Genomic DNA, 16,672 nt, shown 5'->3' with positions numbered 1-16,672 from the left:
GGGCGGAGGGGGTGGTGACCGGCTCGGGGTCCCACCAGTCCTCGGGCACGGCGCCCTGCGGCGTCGGCTCCGGCTCGATGGCCGGCAGCGGCTGCGCGGCCTGGGTGGGCTGCTCGGTGCGGCGGGCGAGATCGACGTCCTGCGTCGGCTGGTCCTCGGCGGAGGGGGACACGCCGGGCTCGGTGGGCAACGGACCCATCCGACCGGACGGCGTCGGGTCGCCGAAGAAGTCGTCGAAGGCGTCGCCGCCTCGCGGGTTCTCCGGTCCGCTCATGGTTGCTCTCCTCGAAGGCATAGGGCCGCCCTCTGGATCAAGAGCGACATCTCACGATGCCATAACAACCCGGGGGGTCCGCCAATCGACGAGGTGACGTGGACCCCCCTTCGGGCTGTCAGGAGGCGCCCTCAACGGTGCGGTCGATCTGCATGACGACCGCCTTGGGCTCGGTGAAGAACTCGCGGCTGAAGTTGCCACCCTCCCGGCCGACACCCGAGTCACCGACCCCACCGAAGGGGGTGCGCAGGTCGCGGATGAAGAAGCAGTTGACCCATACCGTGCCGGCCCGCAGGTGTGAGGAGACGCGGTGCGCCCGCGAGAGGTTCTCGGTGAAGAGCATCGCGTTGAGCCCGTAGCGGGTGTCATTGGCCAGGTGGATCGCCTCGGCCTCGGTCTCGAAGCGGTTGACGACGCACACCGGGCCGAAGATCTCCTCGCAGTACTGGCGGGAGTCCAGGGGCAGGTCGGTGAGGATCGTCGGCCTGACCAGCCAGCGGCCCCCCTCGTCCACGCCGCCGGTGAGGACCGTGCCGCCCTGCTCCTCGACGTCCTCGAGATAGCCCGACACCTTGTCGAAGTGCTTCTTGCTCGCGAGCGAGGAGAACGCCACCTCCGGGTCGAAGGGGTCACCGATCGTCAGCGCCTCGGCCGCGGCGACGAAACGCTCCATGAACTCGTCGTAGATGCCCGACTGGACGTACAGGCGCGAGCCGGCGAGGCAGATCTGGCCGGAGTTGCGGAAGATCGCCTCGACCGCCCAGTACACAGCGTTGTCGATGTCGGCGTCGTCGAAGACGATGTTGGCGCCCTTGCCGCCGAGCTCGAGCGAGACCGGGGCGAGGTGGGTCGAGGCCGAGGCCATGACCGCCTTGCCCGTGACGGACGACCCGGTGAAGGTCACCCGGTCGACCCGGTCGTCGGCGGTCAGGGTCGAGCCCGCGGGGGCGCCGTGGCCGTTGAGCACGTTGAGCACGCCCGGCGGGAAGCCCGCCTCGACGGCGAGGCGCCCGAGCAGGGTCACCGACGCCGGCGTGTCCTCGCTCGGCTTGATGATGCACGTGTTGCCCCAAGCGATCGCCGGGGCGATCTTCCACGTCGCCATCATCAGCGGGAAGTTCCACGGCGAGATCGCCGCGACGACCCCGGCGGGACCGAACTCGCTGTAGGTGTGGTGCCCCGACGGCATCGGGTAGACCTCGCCCGTGTGGTCGCGCTGGTGATCGGCGAAGAAACGGAAGTTGGCCACGGACCGGCCGACGTCGTGCTTGGCCTGGGCAAAGGGCTTGGCCATGTTCGTCGAGTCGAGCGTCGCCAGCTCGTCGGCCCGCTCCTCCATGAGGTCGGCGAGCTTGTGGATCGCGGCGGCCCGCTCGGGATGGGTCATCCGCGGCCACGGACCCTCGTCGAAGGCCTTGCGGGCGCTGGCGATGGCGCGCTCGGCGTCCTCGGCGCCGCCCTCGGCGGCCTGCGCGAAGACTTCCTGCGTCCACGGGTTCCACACGTCGAAGCGCTCGCCCGAGATGGACTCGACCTCTTCGTTGTCGATGATGTGGCCGAAGAACTGGGTGCTCACGGTGTCTCCTGCGGTGGGGTGGTGGGAGCCGCCGCGGGGTCACCCGTTGCGGCCGTCTGGGCTGCCTTGCGCTCGGCGATCGTCACGTCGCCTGCGGCGAAGTGCTCGGTGGGGATCTCGGTGACGAGCACGCGCACGTTCTCCTTCGGCGCGACGCCGGTGTCGGCGAGCGCCTGGGTCACCGCGGAGATCATCGAGCGGATCGTCTCGGGGCTGCGCCCCTGGGTCAGGGTCACTTGCACGACGGGCACGTCACTCGCCCCCGTGGATCCGGACCGAGCCGAGGTTGGTGAAGTGGCACGAGATCGAGCTGCCCGGCGTCGCGAAGTAGGCGTCGGTCATGCCGCCGGTGAGGACGATCCAGCCGGGCTCGATCGCGTGGCCCCGCGTGGCGAGGTCGTTGGCCGCGAGGGCGAGCGCCTCGCCGGGATGTCCCTGCACGGCGGCACCGGTCGCCGAGTCGACGACCTGCCCGTCGACCTCGACGAGGACTGCCTCGAGGGAGAGGTCGAGCTCGCTCGGCGGGAGGGCCACCGGCCCGGTGACGAAGGCGCCGGAGCTCGCGTTGTCGGCGATGACGTCACCGGCGGCGAACTTGAAGTCGCGGTAGCGGCTGTCGATGATCTCGGCCCCGCCGAGGACGTGGTCGACGGCCGCCATCGCCTGGGCAGCGGTGACGCCGGGGCCCTCGAGCCGCTCACCCATGACGAAGACGAGCTCCGGCTCGATCCGCGGGTGGATGAGCTGGTCCTGGGGGACCGGGTCACCGGCCGGCAGCACCATGGCGTCGGTGAGCCAGGCGACGAAGGGGGTGTCCACCCCCATGCGCTGCTGCTTGGCCCGCGAGGTGAGGCCGAGCTTGATGCCGACGACCTTCTCGCCCCGGTCGAGGCGCCGCTGGAGGGTGAGGTCCTGGATCTCGTAGCCGGTGGCCACGTCGAGCTCAGGCCACTCGTCGGTGAACTTCGTGCGGTCGCGGCGCTCGTCCTCGCAGGCGAGCAGCTCGGTGGCGACGGACTCGACGTCCCAGGCGGCCATCAGGCACCCACCGTCGCGCCGGCGCGCTGCTGCTGGTCGCGCAGCTCGAGCGCGACGTCGATGATCATGTCCTCCTGGCCGCCGACGTAGCCGTACTCGCCGACCTTCATGAGGATCTCGTGGGCCGGGACGCCATAGCGCTCGGCCGCGCGCTCGGCGTGGAGCAGGAAGGAGCTGTAGACGCCCGCGTAGCCCTGGGTGATCGAGGAGCGGTCCATGATCGGCATCCGGCGGATGAAGGGCTTGAGGACGTCCTCGGCCGCACCGAGGACACCGCCGACGTCGATGCCGGTCTTGATGCCCAGGCGCTCGAAGGAGGTGGCGAGAACCTCGGTCGGCGAGTTGCCCGCACCGGCACCGAGGGCGCACAGCGAGCCGTCGATCTGGCGGGCGCCGGCCCGGTGGGCGAGCACCGAGTTGGCGACGCCGAAGGACATGTTCTGGTGGCCGTGGTAGCCGACCTGGGCGTCCTGGCCGACCTCGGCGATGATCGCCGAGACGCGGTCGGAGACGTCCTCGAGGATGAGGGCGCCGGCGCTGTCGACGACGTAGACGCACTGGCAGCCGGCGTCGACCATGATCCGGGCCTGCTTCGCCAGCTCCTCCGGCGGGATCATGTGGCTGAGCATGAGGAAGCCGACGGTCTCCATGCCGAGATCACGGGCCGCACCGAAGTGCTGGATCGAGACGTCCGCCTCGGTGCAGTGGGTCGCGATGCGGGCGATCTGGGCGCCCATCTGGTGCGCCTCGTGGAGCTTCTCGACCGTGCCGAGGCCGGGGAGCATGAGCACGGCGATCTTCGCCTGCCGGGCCTCGGCCACGGCCGCCTTGATGAGCGACATCTCGTCGACGGCGGAGAAGCCGTAGTTGAAGGAGGAGCCGCCGAGCCCGTCGCCGTGGGTCACCTCGATGACCTGGACACCGGCGTCGTCGAGGGCGCGGACCGTCGTGCGGACCTGCTCCTCGGTGAACTGGTGCGACATCGCGTGCGAACCGTCGCGCAGGGTCGTGTCGGTGATCCGCACGTCGACGTCACCGGAGAATTCTGGGATCGGGTGGGTCATCTCGGTGCTCATGCCGTCGCCTCCTGGCCGGTCGTGCTGTCGGTGTCGCTGGCGACCCAGCCGGAGTCGACCCCCAGGCGGTGGGCCACCATCATGTCGCCGACGCGGGCGGCGGCGGAGGTGATGATGTCGAGGTTGCCGGCGTACTCCGGCAGGTAGTCGCCGCGGCCCTTGACCTCGATCGGGACGGTGACGCGGGCCATGCCCTGCCACAGGTCGCGGGCGTGGTCGAACTGCGGCTCGGCGCGCAGGTGGTAGCCGGGCACGTACTCCTGGACGCGCTCGACCATCGCGGCGATCGACTCCTGCACCTTGTCGTTGAGCACCCCGGCCTCGGCGGCCTCTTGGGGGATCGCGCAGAAGACGGTGTTGCGCATCATCAGCGGCGGCTCGACGGGGTTGAGGATGATGATCGCCTTGCCGCTCCTGGCGCCACCGACGACCTCGAGCGCCTCGCTCGTCGTCTCGGTGAACTCGTCGATGTTGGCGCGGGTGCCGGGGCCGGCCGACTTGCTCGAGATCGACGCGACGATCTCGGCGTAGGGCACGTCGACGACCGAGGAGACGGCCGCGACGATGGGCGTCGTCGCCTGACCACCGCAGGTGATCATGTTGACGTTGGTCGCGTCGAGGTTGAAGTCGAGGTTGACCGGGGGGCAGAGGTAGGGGCCCACGGCGGCCGGGGTGAGGTCCACGGCGAGGATGCCGGCCGCGGCGTACTTCGGCGCATTCGCCTCGTGGGCCTTGGCCGAGGTGCACTCGAAGACGACATCGGGCAGCTCGTCCTGGGCGAGGAGCCAGTCGACGCCCTCGTGGCTGGCCTCGAGGCCGAGCGTCTTCGCCCGGCGCAGGCCATCGCTGCTCGGGTCGACGCCCACCATGTAGCGGGGCTCGAGGACCTCGGAGCGGCGCATGAGCTTGAACATCAGATCGGTCCCGATGTTGCCGGGGCCGACGATGGCGGCGGTTCCCTTGGTGCGGGTGGTCATGGGTTCACCTTTCACTTCGCGGCGAAGCACGCCGTGACGCTGCCGAGACCACCGAAGGTCGCGGTGAAGACGTCGCCGGGTGCCACGGGGACCATCGAGGTGACGGACCCGGGGAGGATGACGTGGCCGGCCTCGAGCGTCGTGCCGAGCGCACCGACGGTGTTGGCCAGCCAGACGAGGCTGTTGATGGGGGAGCCGAGGACGGCTCCGCCGGCACCGGTGCCGACGACCTGGCTGTTGCGGGTGAACACGCACCCGGTCAGGCGCAGGTCGACGTCGGTGAGGCGGGTCGGCGTGCTGCCGAGGACGAAGCCACCGGAGCTGGCGTTGTCGGCGATGGTGTCGGCGAGCGTGATCTTCCAGTCCGCGACCCGGCTGTCGACGACCTCGAGGGCCGGCAGCACGTAGTCGACGGCGTCGATCGCCTGGGTGAGGGTGACCCCGGGGCCGGTGAGCGGCTTGCGCAGGACGAAGGCGATCTCCGGCTCCACCCGCGGCTGCAGGTAGGTGTCGAGGGCGATCGGCTCGTGCTCGAGGTGGGCGAAGTCGTCGGTGAGGTGACCGAAGTCGGGCTGGTCGACGCCGAGCTGCTTCTGCATCGCCAGCGAGGTCAGGCCGACCTTGTGGCCGATGATCCGGCGGCCGGCGTCGGTCCAGGAGCGGACCTGCTCGAGCTGGATGGCGTAGGCGTCCTCGACGGTCAGGCCGTCGAACTGCTCGGTGAGCGGCGCGACCGGCGTGCCGGTGGCATAGGCCTCGAGGAGGATCCGCGCCGCCCGGGTCCGGGTCGAGGAGTCGGTCATGGTCGTCACGCTAGGTCCGTCCTTCGTGGGTCGGTGGGGTCGTTCCCGGCACGGGAAGTCAGGTGGTGGTGGACGAAGGGGGGTCCCCCTTCGTCCATCCAGTGGTGCCACGGCCCCCTGAGGCTGCATTGCCGTCGGGCAATGCGGCCTCGCGGAGCGTGGGACGGGTGGTCAGGACTGGTACTGCCGGGCGATGCGGTTGGCGGCGGCGGTGAGCAGCGGGACAACCCGCCGCACGTCCGCCTCGATGAGCGGAGTCGGGCCGAAGACCGACAAGGAGCCGATGGCACGCCCCTGGGAGCGGATCGGGACGGCGACCGAGCTGGCCCCGGCGATGGAGCCGGAGTGCAGCACCGCATAGCCGCGCTGGCGGACCACGCCGAGTGCCTCCTCCCACTCCTCGACCCGACGCACGGTGCCGCGGGTGCGGGGCGGGAAGCCGGCCTCGCGACGGGCGCGGTCGACGTCGGGGTTGAAGGCCGCGATGGCCAGGCCCGAGCTGACGCAGTGGGCTGCCTGCCGCCGCCCGCTGTGCCCGAGGATGCGCACGCCGTCGACGGACTCGATGCGCTCGATGAAGACGACGTCGCCTCCGTCGGGCACGCCCAGGTTGACGGTGTGCCTGGTCTGCTCGGCGACGGCCTGCATGACGGGCAAGGCTGCATGGCGCAGACCGTTGCGGGCGTGGGAGAGCATCCCGAGGTCGTAGAGGTGCAGCCCGAGCCGGTAGAGCCCCTGGCTGTCCTGCTCGATGAAACCGCGGCTCGCGAGGGTGGTGAGCACGCGGTGGGCGGTCGACTTCGCGACGCCGAGGCGGCGCGCGACGTCGGAGACGCCCAGGGCGGAGTCGACGGCAAAGCACTCGAGCACATCGAGCGCGGTCCCGACCGAGCGCAGTCCGCCACCCATGGCCCGCTTGGGCGTCGACGTGCACCAGGCGTCGGCCTCGGTCTGGGGATCGTGCGTCGCGGTGGTCATCGTCGTCCACTCCTTCGGTTCGGTGCTTCACTGTGGGCCCGGGTGTCGGGCATGATCAAGGAATGCGTTCCGCTGAGTCGAACGACCCGCCGATCTCCGTCGTCGGGCGGGTCGCGGCCGTCCTCGGGGCCCTCGAAGGGGCCGACACCCCGCTCGGCATCAGCGAGCTCGCGGCCCGCACCGGCCTGGCGAAGGGGAGCGTGCACCGCCTCGTCGGACAGCTCGTCGACGAGCGCCTCCTCGAGCGCACCCCCGACGGCCGGATCGACCTCGGCGTACGGCTCTTCGAGATCGGCTCGAGCGTCCCGCTGCCGCGCACGCTCAGCCAGGTCGCCCGGCCGCTCATGGTCGACCTGCACCAGGCGACCGAGCGCCAGGTGCACCTGGCCACCCTCGACGGGGTCGACGTCGTCTACATCGAGATCGTCCGGGGCAAGGGACCGCGGCTGTCCTCCCAGGTCGGTGGCCGGCTGCCGGCCCATGCCACCGGGGTGGGCAAGGCGATGCTCGCCTACTCGCCGCGGGCCGTCCTCACGGAGCGGGTCGAGGCCGGCCTGCCCGCGATGACGCCGCGCACGCTCGTCACCCCGGGAGCGCTGGCCCGCAACCTCCAGGACATCCGCACCGAGGGCACCTCCTACGACCACGAGGAGTCGCACGTCGGCGTCTCGTGCGTCGCCGCCCCGGTCTTCGGCGCGGACAAGAAGATCCGCGCGGCGCTCTCGGTGACCGGCCCGACCCAGCGCATGGACCTGCAGCGCCTGGGCGTGGCGGTGCGCACCGCGGCCTTCGCCATCTCGCGGCAGCTGCGGGACGCCGGCCTCTAGTCCCATCGCGATCGCACCCTCGTCGCGCGGTCAGCGCTTGATGAGCGGGCTCTTCAGGCCCGTGGAGTTCTTGTCCGACTCGTCGAAGAAGTCCTCGCGGTAGATGTCTCGGGGGAAGAGGCGTCGGCTCATCAGGGTCTTCAGGGCCGCGTCGACCATCGGCGGGGGGCCGCAGAGGTAGCCGCGGCAGCCGGAGAGCTTCGCGTGGTCGGCCTCGATGACGTCGGTGACCATGCCGAAGGCGTAGTCATCCGGGTCCTCGCCGTCGGCCGCGACCTGCTCGGGCGTCTCGTCGGAGAGGCAGGGTCGGTAGGTGAACTCCTCGTACTCGTCGGCGAGCGCCCGGAAGACGTCGACGTCGTAGAGGTGGGCTCGGGTGCGCCCGCCGGCGTAGAGGGTGAGGTCGCCCTCGTACTCGCCCGCCTCGAGGGCGTGCCGGACCATCGACTTCAGCGGCGCGACACCCGTGCCGCCGCCGACGAGGATCGCGTGCCTGTCGTCGCCGGTCTTGAGCACGAAGCGACCGTAGGGCCCCGACAGCCGGACCTCGTCCCCCTTCGCCAGGGTGGAGAAGACCCAGCCGTCCGTCCCGCGCCCGCCGGGCACGTTGCGGATGTGGAACTCCAGCCGGGAGCTCTCGCCGGGGGGCGAGCCGATCGACCAGGTGCGGTCGCACGGCTCGACCCCGTCGGCGCCGGGCACGGTGAACTTCATGTACTGGCCCGCGTTGAAGCCGATCTCGCGGTCGAGCTCGACGACGAGCCGCTTGGTGTCCTGCGCGATGTCCTCGAGGACGACGACGGTGCCGGTGTAGTCCTCGACCGGGTGCACCTCCATGTCCTCGTCGACGTCGAGGTCGGCCTCGATCGTCACGTCCTGGCGCGGCTTCGCGCAGCAGGTGAGCAGCTTGCCCTCGTCCCGCTCGAAGTCCATGAGGGCGAAGGAGCTCGCCTCGCCCAGGTCCACCTCGCCGTCGAGCTTGTCGACCTTGCAGGTCGCGCAGGTGCCGTGGGTGCAGCTGTGCGGCAGCCACACCCCCGCCCGCAGGCAGGCGTCGAGGATCGTCTGGTCCTCGTCGCACTCGACCTCGCGGCCGACGGGTTCGACGGTGATCGTGTGGGTGGTCATGGGTCTCTCCTCGAGCGGGACGAAGGGGGGTAACGCTGGTTGAGGTGCGAGGAGCTCTGCGACGAGCCTCGAAACCTCAGGCGGCCACGCGGGTGCCGATGACGTCCTTGTGACGGACGCCGAGGTCGGCGAGCGTCTGGTCGTCACGCGGCTCGAAGGGGGCGCCGTGCAGCGTCCACGTGCGGGGAGCAGCGGGGTCGTAGTCGGGGTCCTCCTCGGCGAAGGGCACGAACATCTGGTCCCGGAAGTCGGCCCAGGTCATCGCCCTCGGTGCCCGGAACATCGCCGGGGCGGCGAACCACATCGTGTCCTGGAACCACACGGAGACGAGCTGGTCGTCGCCGTAGAGCTCCTGCCGGGAGCGGGAGGGGAAGTCGTACGCACCCATGCTCTTGAGCGCCATGTCAGGCACCTGCCTTCGTGTCGTCGGGGGTGGCGGTGTCGGCTGCGGCCTCGTCGTGCCAGGCCTGCCAGTTGCGGTGGTCGCGCGATCCGATGTACTCACCGGCGTCGCCGTCCTGCAGGCCGTACCACTCGAGCACCTCCGGCACGGTCGGACCCCCGCAGTTGCCCTGGTAGATCTGGTGCACGGGCAACCAGGCCTGGCGGTACTTCTCCGGCTCGCGCTCGAAGATCCACTGGCAGCCGTTGGAGCAGGTGTGGTAGATCTCGCCCTCGAACTCGGACTCGCGCTGGGCGAAGGTGGTCGCGTCGCCGGGCTCGGTGAAGAGCATCGGCACCTGGCAGACCTGGCACAGCTGGGGCAGGCCCGGCGCGAAATGCCGTCCGCCGGCCTCGATGTTCTTCTTCTCCTTCTCCCAGAGCGGTCGGTAGTGGGTGTCGAAGGTGTCGGGGTAGGCCTCCGAGAGCCAGTCCATGTGCTCGTCGCTCGGAACGCTCGTCGTGAAGGCGGCCGCGAAGGAGAACTGGTAGAGGGTCCAGTACACCTGGTGGGAGAGGATGTCCTTCTCCTTGATGGCGTCCTCGACGTGGCGCGGAGGCGTGATGCCGTAGAAGGCGAGGTCCTCGAAGAGGCCACCGAGCATCTGCTCCTCGAAGTACAGCTCGAAGGACTCCTTCCAGCTCATGACCTTGCGCGGGAGCATGTAGTCGAGCATCTGGGCGACGAGTGCGGTGACGCGGTAGGAGCGCCAGAACCACTTGTCGATCCAGCCCTGGACGATCGGGACGTTGGCCTCGTCCTGCTCGAGGAGGAACTTGATCGCCTCGAGGCCCAGGGTCATGTGCCGCGACTCGTCGGACTGCGCCGAGAAGCCGAAGGTCATCGTCGGCAGGTCGCCGTTGAAGGACGACCCGGACATGAAGGGCACGAAGAGCAGGTTGGTCAGCAGGTACTCGAAGGAGAAGCCGATCGCGATGAGGAACTCGAAGGGCCCGCAGGACAGTGCGTCCTCCATGAAGCTCTTGGGCACCGACAGGTACCAGACCCGGTCGTACTGCTCCGGCCAGTTGTGCAGGCCCGAGTAGTACTTGTTGTAGTTGGACAGGGTGTGGATCTCGGTCTGCATGTGACGGATCTCGTCGATCGACTGGCACAGTGCCGCAAACCGCGGGCCGGGTCCGGCGAAGTGCCGCGCCAGGTAGGCGAAGTGCCGGTGGGCGCCGTACTCGAGCGGGGTGACGCCCTGGATGAAGATCTTCATCGCGTTGAGGTAGCTCGCATCGGTCAGGCCGAGGTGGCCCTGCCCCTGCGCGAAGCCGTCGAGGACGGCGTAGAGGCGCTTGTCCTTTTCGGCCTGGTACTTGCAGTAGGCGTCGATCGTCAGGCGGAAGGGGTCCTCCCAGGCCGCCCAGTCGTGGATCTTGATGCCCTCGTAGTCGAGGTGCGGGAACATCTCGTCCTTCTCGACGTAGGACGGCTCCCAGTCGAGGCCGCGGGTGAGGGCCTCGTAGCGGGCCTTCATCGACAGCTTCTTGGCCTTCTTCGTCTTCTTCTCCGGTGCAAGTGTCATCGTGGGTCTCTCCTGTGGTCAACGGTGGTCGAGGTGTGAGGGCGCCGGGCGCCCGAGCCTCGAGACCTGATGCGGTCGGTTGGTCTGTCTGTCTGTCTCAGTGGTCCCAGGCGATGACGATCTCGTCGTCGTCCCACTCCTGGATGTTGCCGAAGTAGCTGACGATCGCCATCTGGAACTCGTGCGTCTCCCACTCCCGGCCGAGCTTCTCCTCGACGGTCTCCTGGGTGACCACGATGCGGCCCGGGGCGGTGATGCGGACGAGTCCGGGGGTGTGCATCACGCTGCACCCGGGGTTGTCGGCCTCGATGGCCTCGATGACGGGCCGGTTGTTCTCCGACTCCTGGATGACGACGCCGACGTCGCGGACACCCTTCGTCTGCGGATCGTCTGCCGTGGTCTGCTCCTGCATGGCACTCTCCTCTCAGGCGGCCGCGCCGGTGTGCGCAGTGCGCACCTCGGCGGCGGTCGTGGTGATCCGGTCGACGGCCGAGCTACCGCCGAGCAGCTCGTCGATGCGGGCGGCGAAGGGGGTGACGACCTCGAGCGCCCTGTCGACGGCGGCCGCACCGTGCTCCGCGAGGAGGGCAGCATTGGTCGCACGAGCTCGGGGTCCTCGCGCCAGGCCGTGTACAGCGCGTCGATCCACCTGCGGTTATCGGCGAACCAGCTCGCCATGTGCTGCGCGACGAGCGAGTAGGCCGGCGCACCGCTGACGACGGCCTGGTCATCGAGGTGCTGGTACAGCAGGTCGTACACGAGCCGGTCGACGGCGTCGAGACGCAAGAGCGCCAGACCCCAGTCGGTCTCGACGATGGTCTCCTCGGCCATCCGGCGCAGCCCCTGCAGGGGCGCGTCCTGCAGCCAGTGCTCCTTGGCCTCGGCGAGCAGGTCCGCCGTGCCGCCGCCGAGGGCGATGCCGACCCGGCTGAGGACCTGAGCGTTGCCGACCCGGTCGAAGGCCGAGTAGGCAGCCGCCTGGGTCACCGTCCCGCCCCAGCCGAAGCGGGCCATCCCGCAGAGGATCAGCTGGCCGGCGCTCTCGAGGTGCCGCAGCGGCAGCACGAGCTCGGTGAGGACGCTGCGCCAGCCGTCGGGCAGACGCTCGAGCAACCCACGTGCCTCGATGTACTCGAGCGAGGTCGCAAAGGCCTCGTGGTGGCCGGAGCGGGCGGTGACGTAGGGGGCGTAGTAGTACTGCCGCGGGTCGAGGTAGCTGTAGGGATCGGTCAGCCGGAAGACGCTGTAGGAGTCGTCGAAGATCTCCCGCGTCGGGTCCCACGTCGGGCGGTACTGGAAGTGCTCCTTGGGCTGCACGTCGATGCTGCCCTCGGTGTAGCGCGAGGCGGGCTTGTCGCCATAGCGCTTCGCGATGTGGGTGAAGGTCTGCCGCTGGGGTTCGATGACCTGGGTCTTGAGCTCGTACTGCACTGGACGTTCTCCTTGGTCTGATGGACTGGCGAAGGGGGGTCAGCTCGGCTGCGCGGTGCGCATCGCCTGCGTCGGGGCGGTCTCCAGGAGCCGGACGAGCAGATCCGGCAGGGCGTCGGGACCGTCGAGCTCACGCTCGTCACCCCCTTCGTCGAAGGTGCCGACGAGACGACCGACCGCTCGGCCGTCGGCGAAGGTCGTGGAGCACCGGGCACCGGCGTCACCGAAGGTCACGGTGAACGCCAGCTCGTTCGGGAGGGTCTCGTCGACGAGGCCGAGATGCTCGCGCTCGGACCCGAGGACGGCATTCGCCTCGCAGACGTACTGCTCGGCGAGCGACCGCAGGGCGACGTGCCGGTCGGCGCCGGTCCCGGTCGCCACCCGCTCGCTGATCCGGGTCTTCGGCACGGTGGTCGGCCCCTGGGACAGCTGGCCCAGGTGTTGATGGGGCGTGCCGACGAGCTCGGCGACGCGCGTCATGAAGGGCGTCATGGCACCTCTCCTCGGTGATCCGGGGACGAGGAGCGAGGTCCGCCCCACCACCCCGGCGTGGTCTGTCGTGGAGGCAACGTAGGCCGGGTGTGGCGCCCGCCACGATCCGATGAGCGCAGTCGCTGTCCGCTCGGCGCAGGCACCCGTCAGCACATCGTCGTTCCCCGCTGCGGAACGCCACCGGCCCCGTCGCCCTGGCGGGTCATCATCAACCGATCACGGATGATCGCGAGAGGAGTGCGATGAGGCACCTTCTGCAGTCGGCACCCCGGTTCGAGGACTGGGAGGGGGTGCACGACGCCCTGTCCAATGCCTATTTCCCGCACGCGATGCACCCCAAGGCCGTGCCCGGGGCTGCTGCCTCGGGCATCGAGGTCGTCGACCTCGACAGCTGCCGGCTGGCCCGCATCACGTTCGGCGCGACCGTGGGGATCGACTCGGACCACCCCGGTGCCGTGGCGGTCAACATCCCGCTGAGCGGTCACCTCGCCTCCCGCATCGGCAGCATGAACTACGACGCCGCACCCGGTCGGGCCACGGCCTTCCCGGCCGACACCCCCGCACACATGCCGGCCTGGGCTCCTGACCTCGTCGTCCTCGGCCTGCGCATCGACAGCGCGCACCTGCACCGTGAGAGCGAGCGGGTCTTCGCCCGCAAGGACGTGCGGTTGCCGACCGACATCGACCTGCGCACCCCGGCGGGGGCTGCGTGGTTCCGGATGGCGCGCACGACCTTCGACAACGCCCGCGACTGCGGCGGCGTCCTCTACCGCGACCCACAGGTCGCCGACTCCGTGGCGAGCATGCTCGTCACGGGGCTTCTCCTGGCCGCGGTCCCGGACGAACCCACCGCTCGCAACGCGCTGCGTCCCCGCCCCGTCCACCGCGTCGTCGAGGCGATGGAAGCCGACCCGACGCGTCCCTGGACCCCGGTCGACCTCGCCGAGATCGCCGGCGTCAGCGTGCGCCGGCTCCAGCAGGCATTCCGCGAGCACCTGGGCACGACACCCTTCGCCCATCTGCACGACCTGCGGCTCGACCGCATCCACGACGACCTCGTCCACGGGCGCGGGGGGACGGTGACCGAGGTCGCCCACTCGTGGGGCATCACCCACCTCGGGCGATTCGCCGCTGCCTACCGGGAGCGCTTCGGGGAACTGCCGAGCCAGACCCTGGCCCGGGCTGCCTGACGCCCCGAGGCTAGGTCCCGGTGATCGCCACCGCTCCGGCCGCGGCCACCCGCTCGTCCTCTCCTGCCGAGCCGCCGGAGGCGCCGACCGCACCGACGAGCTCGCCGTCGACGCGTACCGGGACCCCGCCGCCGAATGCGGCACCCCGGGCCGGTTGCCGATACCGCGGATCACCGCGTCCTCGCCGGCGAGCGCCTCGTAGAGGCCGGAGGTCGGTGCCCCGCCGAAGCGGACGACGGTCCGCGCCTTGTCGATCGCGATCTCGCCAGAGGCGGCGAAGGCGCCGTCCATGCGGGCGAAGGCGAGCAGCGTCCCGCCGGGGTCGACGACGGCGACGTTCATCCGCAGGTCGTGCTCGCGGGCGTGCGCCAGAGCAGCGGCGAGCGCCGCCTCGGCCCCCTCGAGGGTCAAGACGGCGCTGCCGCGGATGTGCTCGCCCATCCTCAGGTGAGCACGGTGGTGAAGCGTTCGTTGAGCTCGCGGTCGTGGTAGAAGATCCCCTTGCCGAGCTGGTCGACGGTCCACACGTTCGTCGGGCGGTCGGCGAAGGCGAGGTACCCGCCGGAGAAGACCTCGTTGCGGTTGCCGCTGGGGTCGAAGAAGTACACGGTCTGCCCGCGGGTGATGCCGTGGCGGGTCGGGCCGATGTCGATCGGCACGTCGTCCATCGTCATCAGGTCGGCCGCGCGCCCCACGCTGTTCCAGTCCTCGAGGCGGAAGGCGAAGTGGTGCAGCTTGCCCTGGGGGCCGCCGATGACCGCGAGCTGGTGGATCTGGTTGTTGGAGGTCATCCACGTGCCGACGCACTCGTGGTCGTCGTCGAGGCTGGTCTGCACGCGCTCGGTGGCGTAGAAGCCGAAGACGTCGGAGAGCATCCGCTCCATCGTGCCCACGTCCTCGGTCGTGATGAGGGAGTGGTCGAGGGCCGGGGCGCCGATACCGACGAGGTGGCGGGGGAAGACCTCGGGGTTGTGCGTGCCCACCTCGGTGCCGATCGCGGTCGCCTGGTGGTAGACCTCGAAGACGTGCTCGCTCGGCGTGACGAAGCGGATGCCGTCGCCGATCTCCGGGTTGTCCCCCTTCGACATGCGCTCGACGGTCAGGCCGAAGGCCCTGGCCTTGGCCTCGACGTCGTCGATGTCGGCCTCGTGCTCGACCTTCCAGCCGTACTTGACGACGCCGACGCCCCCCTCCTCGAGGACGACCGAGTGGTGGTCCCACTCGTCCCAGCCCTTGTAGAAGACGCGCTTGTTGCCCTCCGGGGAGGTGTCCTCGAGGGTCTCGTAGAGACCCATCGTCGAGGCATAGTGGTTCTTCGCCTCGGTCATGTCGGTGACACGCACGTGGGCGTAACCCATCCGCATGATGCCCATGTCTACTGCTCCTCCAGTGGGGTGCCCGCAGACCGCTCGCGGTCGCAGAGCGCCGCGTTGATCTTGCCGAGCAGGGGGTTGACGAGCCGCAGGGACGCGTCTCGCATCTCGATGACCAGGTCCTCGTCGGCGACCGCGCGGCAGCTCAAGCAGGTGCCGTCGGTGCGCTCGTCCTCGGAGACGACCGAGTCGGCCACGGGTCGGTTGTAGGAGAAGTCGCCGTCGACGACATCCACCTTGCAGATTCCGCAGCCGCCACGGCGGCAACCCACCGTGTAGGCATAACCGGCCTTGTGCAGGCCGGAGAGCAGCGTCTCGCCGGGCTCGATGTGGATCTGCGTGCCCGACGGCTGCACGATGATCGTCGTCATCGAGCACTCCTTCGTGGTCGTGCCGGTCGTCGACGACCCGGTGGGTCCACTGTGGGCGAGACCACGGACGAAGGCGGCGAACGTTCCCCTTCGCGGAACGGCCGGCCGGTGCTGGCCGGTCGGTGGCCGGCGCCGGTGGCGCTCGGCTCAGCCGTTGTTGCGCTCCTTGGCCCGGATGAGGTCGAGCGCGATGACGGCACCGATGGTGCCGAGCTTTTCCGGCACGGGCACCTGCGGGACGAAGCCGAGGACGTAGCGCTCTCTGCCGAGGAAGGCCTGCGCGACGCCCGGCCAGTGGCGGCTCGCGGTCGCGGCCAGGCCACCGGGGCCGGTCACCTGGAACTCCCGGTCCCACATCGAGCCCTCGAGCCGCAGCTGCGGTCCGGTCGCGAGCTCGATGCGCAGTGCCTTCGTGAAGAAGGTGAACTCCTTGACCACCCGCGCGATGACCTGGCCCTGCGCGTCGTGCACCTCGTAGCGGTCGAGGCCGATGCCCGGCGGGTCGACGACCCGCACGAGCAGGGTCCCGTCGGTGTCGACGATCGCCAGCTGGCGGTTGCCCATGAGCAGCCGCGAGCCCATGCCACCCTCGGTGACGATGCGCCCGATCGGCGCACCGGCGAGGTCGTGGATGCCGAAGTCGTTGCTCATGAAGGAGCGCACCTGGTCGAGCACCAACGCGTCGGTCTGCAGGATCCCCATGTGCCCAGTGTGCGCTACCCGTAGGTGTCGCGCGGCCCCCGCCCGTCACTCGTGCGCCGCGGCCCCCGAGACCACGACGGGGCGCTCGGCCCGTGGACCCGCAGCTCGTGCACGACGTCGGGGCCGACGGCCTCGGCGATGCTTCCGAGCAGCGAGCTCGACAGCAGCCGGATCTGCGTCGCCCACGCGGTCGAGTCGGCCCGCACCGACAGCACCCCCGCCTCGAAGCTCACCGGCTCGCAGTGCTCGGCCACCTGCCGGCCGACGATCTCCGGCCAGCGCCCCATGACCGAGCCGGCGGCGACGTCGACCTGCCACCCACGGTCGCCGACGAGGCGCTCCACCTGCTCGCCGACGGTCATCGGGTCGCGACCGGTGCCGGCGAGCACGCCCCGGGGCTGCCACTTCCGCTTGGGCCGCGGCTTCATGCCGGGGCGCAGTCCCTTCGTCGCCGCGCACCGCG

The 16,672-nt window shown here is 70.1% G+C and carries 19 protein-coding genes and 3 pseudogenes; 2 read left to right on the top strand and 20 right to left on the bottom strand.

Annotation, left to right across the window (positions count from 1 at the left end; all coding sequences use genetic code 11):
- From AC2W7J_RS06920 to AC2W7J_RS06885, 8 genes and pseudogenes are all read right to left on the bottom strand, one after another.
- Nucleotides 1-274 (bottom strand): annotated as a pseudogene (locus AC2W7J_RS06920) (hypothetical protein); the annotation flags it as partial.
- Nucleotides 275-392: 118 nt separating this feature from the next.
- Nucleotides 393-1,850, bottom strand: coding sequence for an aldehyde dehydrogenase (locus tag AC2W7J_RS06915; protein ID WP_421007711.1), 1,458 nt, complete (start codon nt 1,848-1,850; stop codon nt 393-395).
- Nucleotides 1,847-2,092, bottom strand: a complete 246-nt coding sequence (locus AC2W7J_RS06910; protein ID WP_264158414.1) for a tautomerase family protein — start codon at nt 2,090-2,092, stop codon at nt 1,847-1,849. Before AC2W7J_RS06910 ends, AC2W7J_RS06915 begins: the two co-directional genes overlap by 4 nt.
- Before the next feature lie 10 nt (nt 2,093-2,102).
- Nucleotides 2,103-2,888, bottom strand: coding sequence for a 2-keto-4-pentenoate hydratase (locus AC2W7J_RS06905; RefSeq protein ID WP_485981879.1), 786 nt, complete (start codon nt 2,886-2,888; stop codon nt 2,103-2,105).
- Nucleotides 2,888-3,964, bottom strand: coding sequence for a 4-hydroxy-2-oxovalerate aldolase (gene dmpG, locus AC2W7J_RS06900; RefSeq protein WP_485981878.1), 1,077 nt, complete (start codon nt 3,962-3,964; stop codon nt 2,888-2,890). Before dmpG ends, AC2W7J_RS06905 begins: the two co-directional genes overlap by 1 nt.
- A complete protein-coding gene (locus tag AC2W7J_RS06895) occupies nt 3,961-4,941 on the bottom strand; it encodes an acetaldehyde dehydrogenase (acetylating) (protein WP_485981877.1) in 981 nt (326 codons plus the stop codon). Before AC2W7J_RS06895 ends, dmpG begins: the two co-directional genes overlap by 4 nt.
- A gap of 11 nt (nt 4,942-4,952) precedes the next feature.
- Nucleotides 4,953-5,744: a 2-keto-4-pentenoate hydratase gene (locus AC2W7J_RS06890; RefSeq protein ID WP_485981876.1), complete on the bottom strand. Its 792-nt coding sequence runs from the start codon at nt 5,742-5,744 to the stop codon at nt 4,953-4,955.
- Nucleotides 5,745-5,915: 171 nt separating this feature from the next.
- Nucleotides 5,916-6,722, bottom strand: a complete 807-nt coding sequence (locus tag AC2W7J_RS06885) for an IclR family transcriptional regulator (protein ID WP_485981875.1) — start codon at nt 6,720-6,722, stop codon at nt 5,916-5,918.
- 62 nt (nt 6,723-6,784) lie between these two features.
- Here AC2W7J_RS06885 and AC2W7J_RS06880 point away from each other — a divergent pair, with 62 nt between their 5' ends.
- Nucleotides 6,785-7,549 carry an IclR family transcriptional regulator gene (locus AC2W7J_RS06880; RefSeq protein ID WP_485981874.1) on the top strand — a complete coding sequence of 255 codons (765 nt, stop codon included), beginning with the start codon at nt 6,785-6,787 and terminating at the stop codon, nt 7,547-7,549.
- 30 nt (nt 7,550-7,579) lie between these two features.
- Here AC2W7J_RS06880 and AC2W7J_RS06875 read toward each other — a convergent pair whose 3' ends face one another.
- The 6 genes from AC2W7J_RS06875 to AC2W7J_RS06850 all read right to left on the bottom strand — a co-directional run bounded on the left by AC2W7J_RS06875 (nt 7,580) and on the right by AC2W7J_RS06850 (nt 12,573).
- Entirely contained in the window at nt 7,580-8,677 is a 1,098-nt protein-coding gene (locus tag AC2W7J_RS06875) for a 2Fe-2S iron-sulfur cluster-binding protein (protein ID WP_485981873.1), read from the bottom strand.
- 76 nt (nt 8,678-8,753) lie between these two features.
- Nucleotides 8,754-9,080, bottom strand: coding sequence for a phenol hydroxylase subunit P4 (locus AC2W7J_RS06870; protein WP_485981872.1), 327 nt, complete (start codon nt 9,078-9,080; stop codon nt 8,754-8,756).
- A gap of 1 nt (nt 9,081) precedes the next feature.
- Nucleotides 9,082-10,650, bottom strand: coding sequence for a YHS domain-containing protein (locus AC2W7J_RS06865; protein WP_485981871.1), 1,569 nt, complete (start codon nt 10,648-10,650; stop codon nt 9,082-9,084).
- Nucleotides 10,651-10,747: 97 nt separating this feature from the next.
- Nucleotides 10,748-10,960: an MmoB/DmpM family protein gene (locus tag AC2W7J_RS06860; protein ID WP_485981880.1), complete on the bottom strand. Its 213-nt coding sequence runs from the start codon at nt 10,958-10,960 to the stop codon at nt 10,748-10,750.
- Nucleotides 10,930-12,081: a ferritin family protein gene (locus tag AC2W7J_RS06855; RefSeq protein WP_485981870.1), complete on the bottom strand. Its 1,152-nt coding sequence runs from the start codon at nt 12,079-12,081 to the stop codon at nt 10,930-10,932. Before AC2W7J_RS06855 ends, AC2W7J_RS06860 begins: the two co-directional genes overlap by 31 nt.
- A 39-nt stretch (nt 12,082-12,120) precedes the next feature.
- Nucleotides 12,121-12,573 carry a hypothetical protein gene (locus tag AC2W7J_RS06850; RefSeq protein ID WP_485981869.1) on the bottom strand — a complete coding sequence of 151 codons (453 nt, stop codon included), beginning with the start codon at nt 12,571-12,573 and terminating at the stop codon, nt 12,121-12,123.
- Nucleotides 12,574-12,815: 242 nt separating this feature from the next.
- Between AC2W7J_RS06850 and AC2W7J_RS06845 the strand changes: the two genes are divergently transcribed.
- Complete coding sequence (locus tag AC2W7J_RS06845; protein WP_485981868.1) at nt 12,816-13,763, top strand: AraC family transcriptional regulator; 948 nt, start codon at nt 12,816-12,818, stop codon at nt 13,761-13,763.
- A 10-nt stretch (nt 13,764-13,773) separates the two neighbouring features.
- Here AC2W7J_RS06845 and AC2W7J_RS06840 read toward each other — a convergent pair.
- The 6 genes and pseudogenes from AC2W7J_RS06840 to AC2W7J_RS06815 all read right to left on the bottom strand — a co-directional run.
- Nucleotides 13,774-13,857 (bottom strand): annotated as a pseudogene (locus tag AC2W7J_RS06840) (hypothetical protein); the annotation flags it as partial.
- A 149-nt stretch (nt 13,858-14,006) separates the two neighbouring features.
- Nucleotides 14,007-14,204: pseudogene (locus tag AC2W7J_RS06835) on the bottom strand (heme-binding protein); the annotation flags it as partial.
- 2 nt (nt 14,205-14,206) lie between these two features.
- A complete protein-coding gene (locus AC2W7J_RS06830) occupies nt 14,207-15,136 on the bottom strand; it encodes a catechol 2,3-dioxygenase (RefSeq protein WP_421007697.1) in 930 nt (309 codons plus the stop codon).
- Nucleotides 15,137-15,138: 2 nt separating this feature from the next.
- A complete protein-coding gene (locus AC2W7J_RS06825) occupies nt 15,139-15,507 on the bottom strand; it encodes a 2Fe-2S iron-sulfur cluster-binding protein (protein WP_485981867.1) in 369 nt (122 codons plus the stop codon).
- Between the two features lie 147 nt (nt 15,508-15,654).
- Nucleotides 15,655-16,209: an LURP-one-related/scramblase family protein gene (locus tag AC2W7J_RS06820; RefSeq protein WP_485981866.1), complete on the bottom strand. Its 555-nt coding sequence runs from the start codon at nt 16,207-16,209 to the stop codon at nt 15,655-15,657.
- Nucleotides 16,210-16,223: 14 nt separating this feature from the next.
- The coding region (locus tag AC2W7J_RS06815) for a DciA family protein (RefSeq protein ID WP_485981865.1) at nt 16,224-16,672 on the bottom strand (449 nt) is incomplete at its 5' end.

It is taken from the genome of Janibacter sp. CFPM2_SD2 (assembly GCF_057364645.1).
This window is presented reverse-complemented; position numbering and strand designations above follow the sequence as displayed.

Bases quoted from the DNA above. Each gene is read 5' to 3' on its own strand.
- AC2W7J_RS06825 (WP_485981867.1), bottom strand. From the start codon at position 15,507: ATGACGACGATCATCGTGCAGCCGTCGGGCACGCAGATCCACATCGAG.
- AC2W7J_RS06880 (WP_485981874.1), top strand. From the start codon at position 6,785: ATGCGTTCCGCTGAGTCGAACGACCCGCCGATCTCCGTCGTCGGGCGG.
- AC2W7J_RS06850 (WP_485981869.1), bottom strand. From the start codon at position 12,573: ATGACGCCCTTCATGACGCGCGTCGCCGAGCTCGTCGGCACGCCCCAT.
- AC2W7J_RS06820 (WP_485981866.1), bottom strand. From the start codon at position 16,209: ATGGGGATCCTGCAGACCGACGCGTTGGTGCTCGACCAGGTGCGCTCC.
- AC2W7J_RS06890 (WP_485981876.1), bottom strand. From the start codon at position 5,744: ATGACCGACTCCTCGACCCGGACCCGGGCGGCGCGGATCCTCCTCGAG.
- AC2W7J_RS06845 (WP_485981868.1), top strand. From the start codon at position 12,816: ATGAGGCACCTTCTGCAGTCGGCACCCCGGTTCGAGGACTGGGAGGGG.
- AC2W7J_RS06830 (WP_421007697.1), bottom strand. From the start codon at position 15,136: ATGGGCATCATGCGGATGGGTTACGCCCACGTGCGTGTCACCGACATG.
- AC2W7J_RS06875 (WP_485981873.1), bottom strand. From the start codon at position 8,677: ATGACCACCCACACGATCACCGTCGAACCCGTCGGCCGCGAGGTCGAG.
- AC2W7J_RS06895 (WP_485981877.1), bottom strand. From the start codon at position 4,941: ATGACCACCCGCACCAAGGGAACCGCCGCCATCGTCGGCCCCGGCAAC.
- AC2W7J_RS06885 (WP_485981875.1), bottom strand. From the start codon at position 6,722: ATGACCACCGCGACGCACGATCCCCAGACCGAGGCCGACGCCTGGTGC.
- AC2W7J_RS06870 (WP_485981872.1), bottom strand. From the start codon at position 9,080: ATGGCGCTCAAGAGCATGGGTGCGTACGACTTCCCCTCCCGCTCCCGG.
- AC2W7J_RS06905 (WP_485981879.1), bottom strand. From the start codon at position 2,888: ATGGCCGCCTGGGACGTCGAGTCCGTCGCCACCGAGCTGCTCGCCTGC.
- dmpG (WP_485981878.1), bottom strand. From the start codon at position 3,964: ATGAGCACCGAGATGACCCACCCGATCCCAGAATTCTCCGGTGACGTC.
- AC2W7J_RS06865 (WP_485981871.1), bottom strand. From the start codon at position 10,650: ATGACACTTGCACCGGAGAAGAAGACGAAGAAGGCCAAGAAGCTGTCG.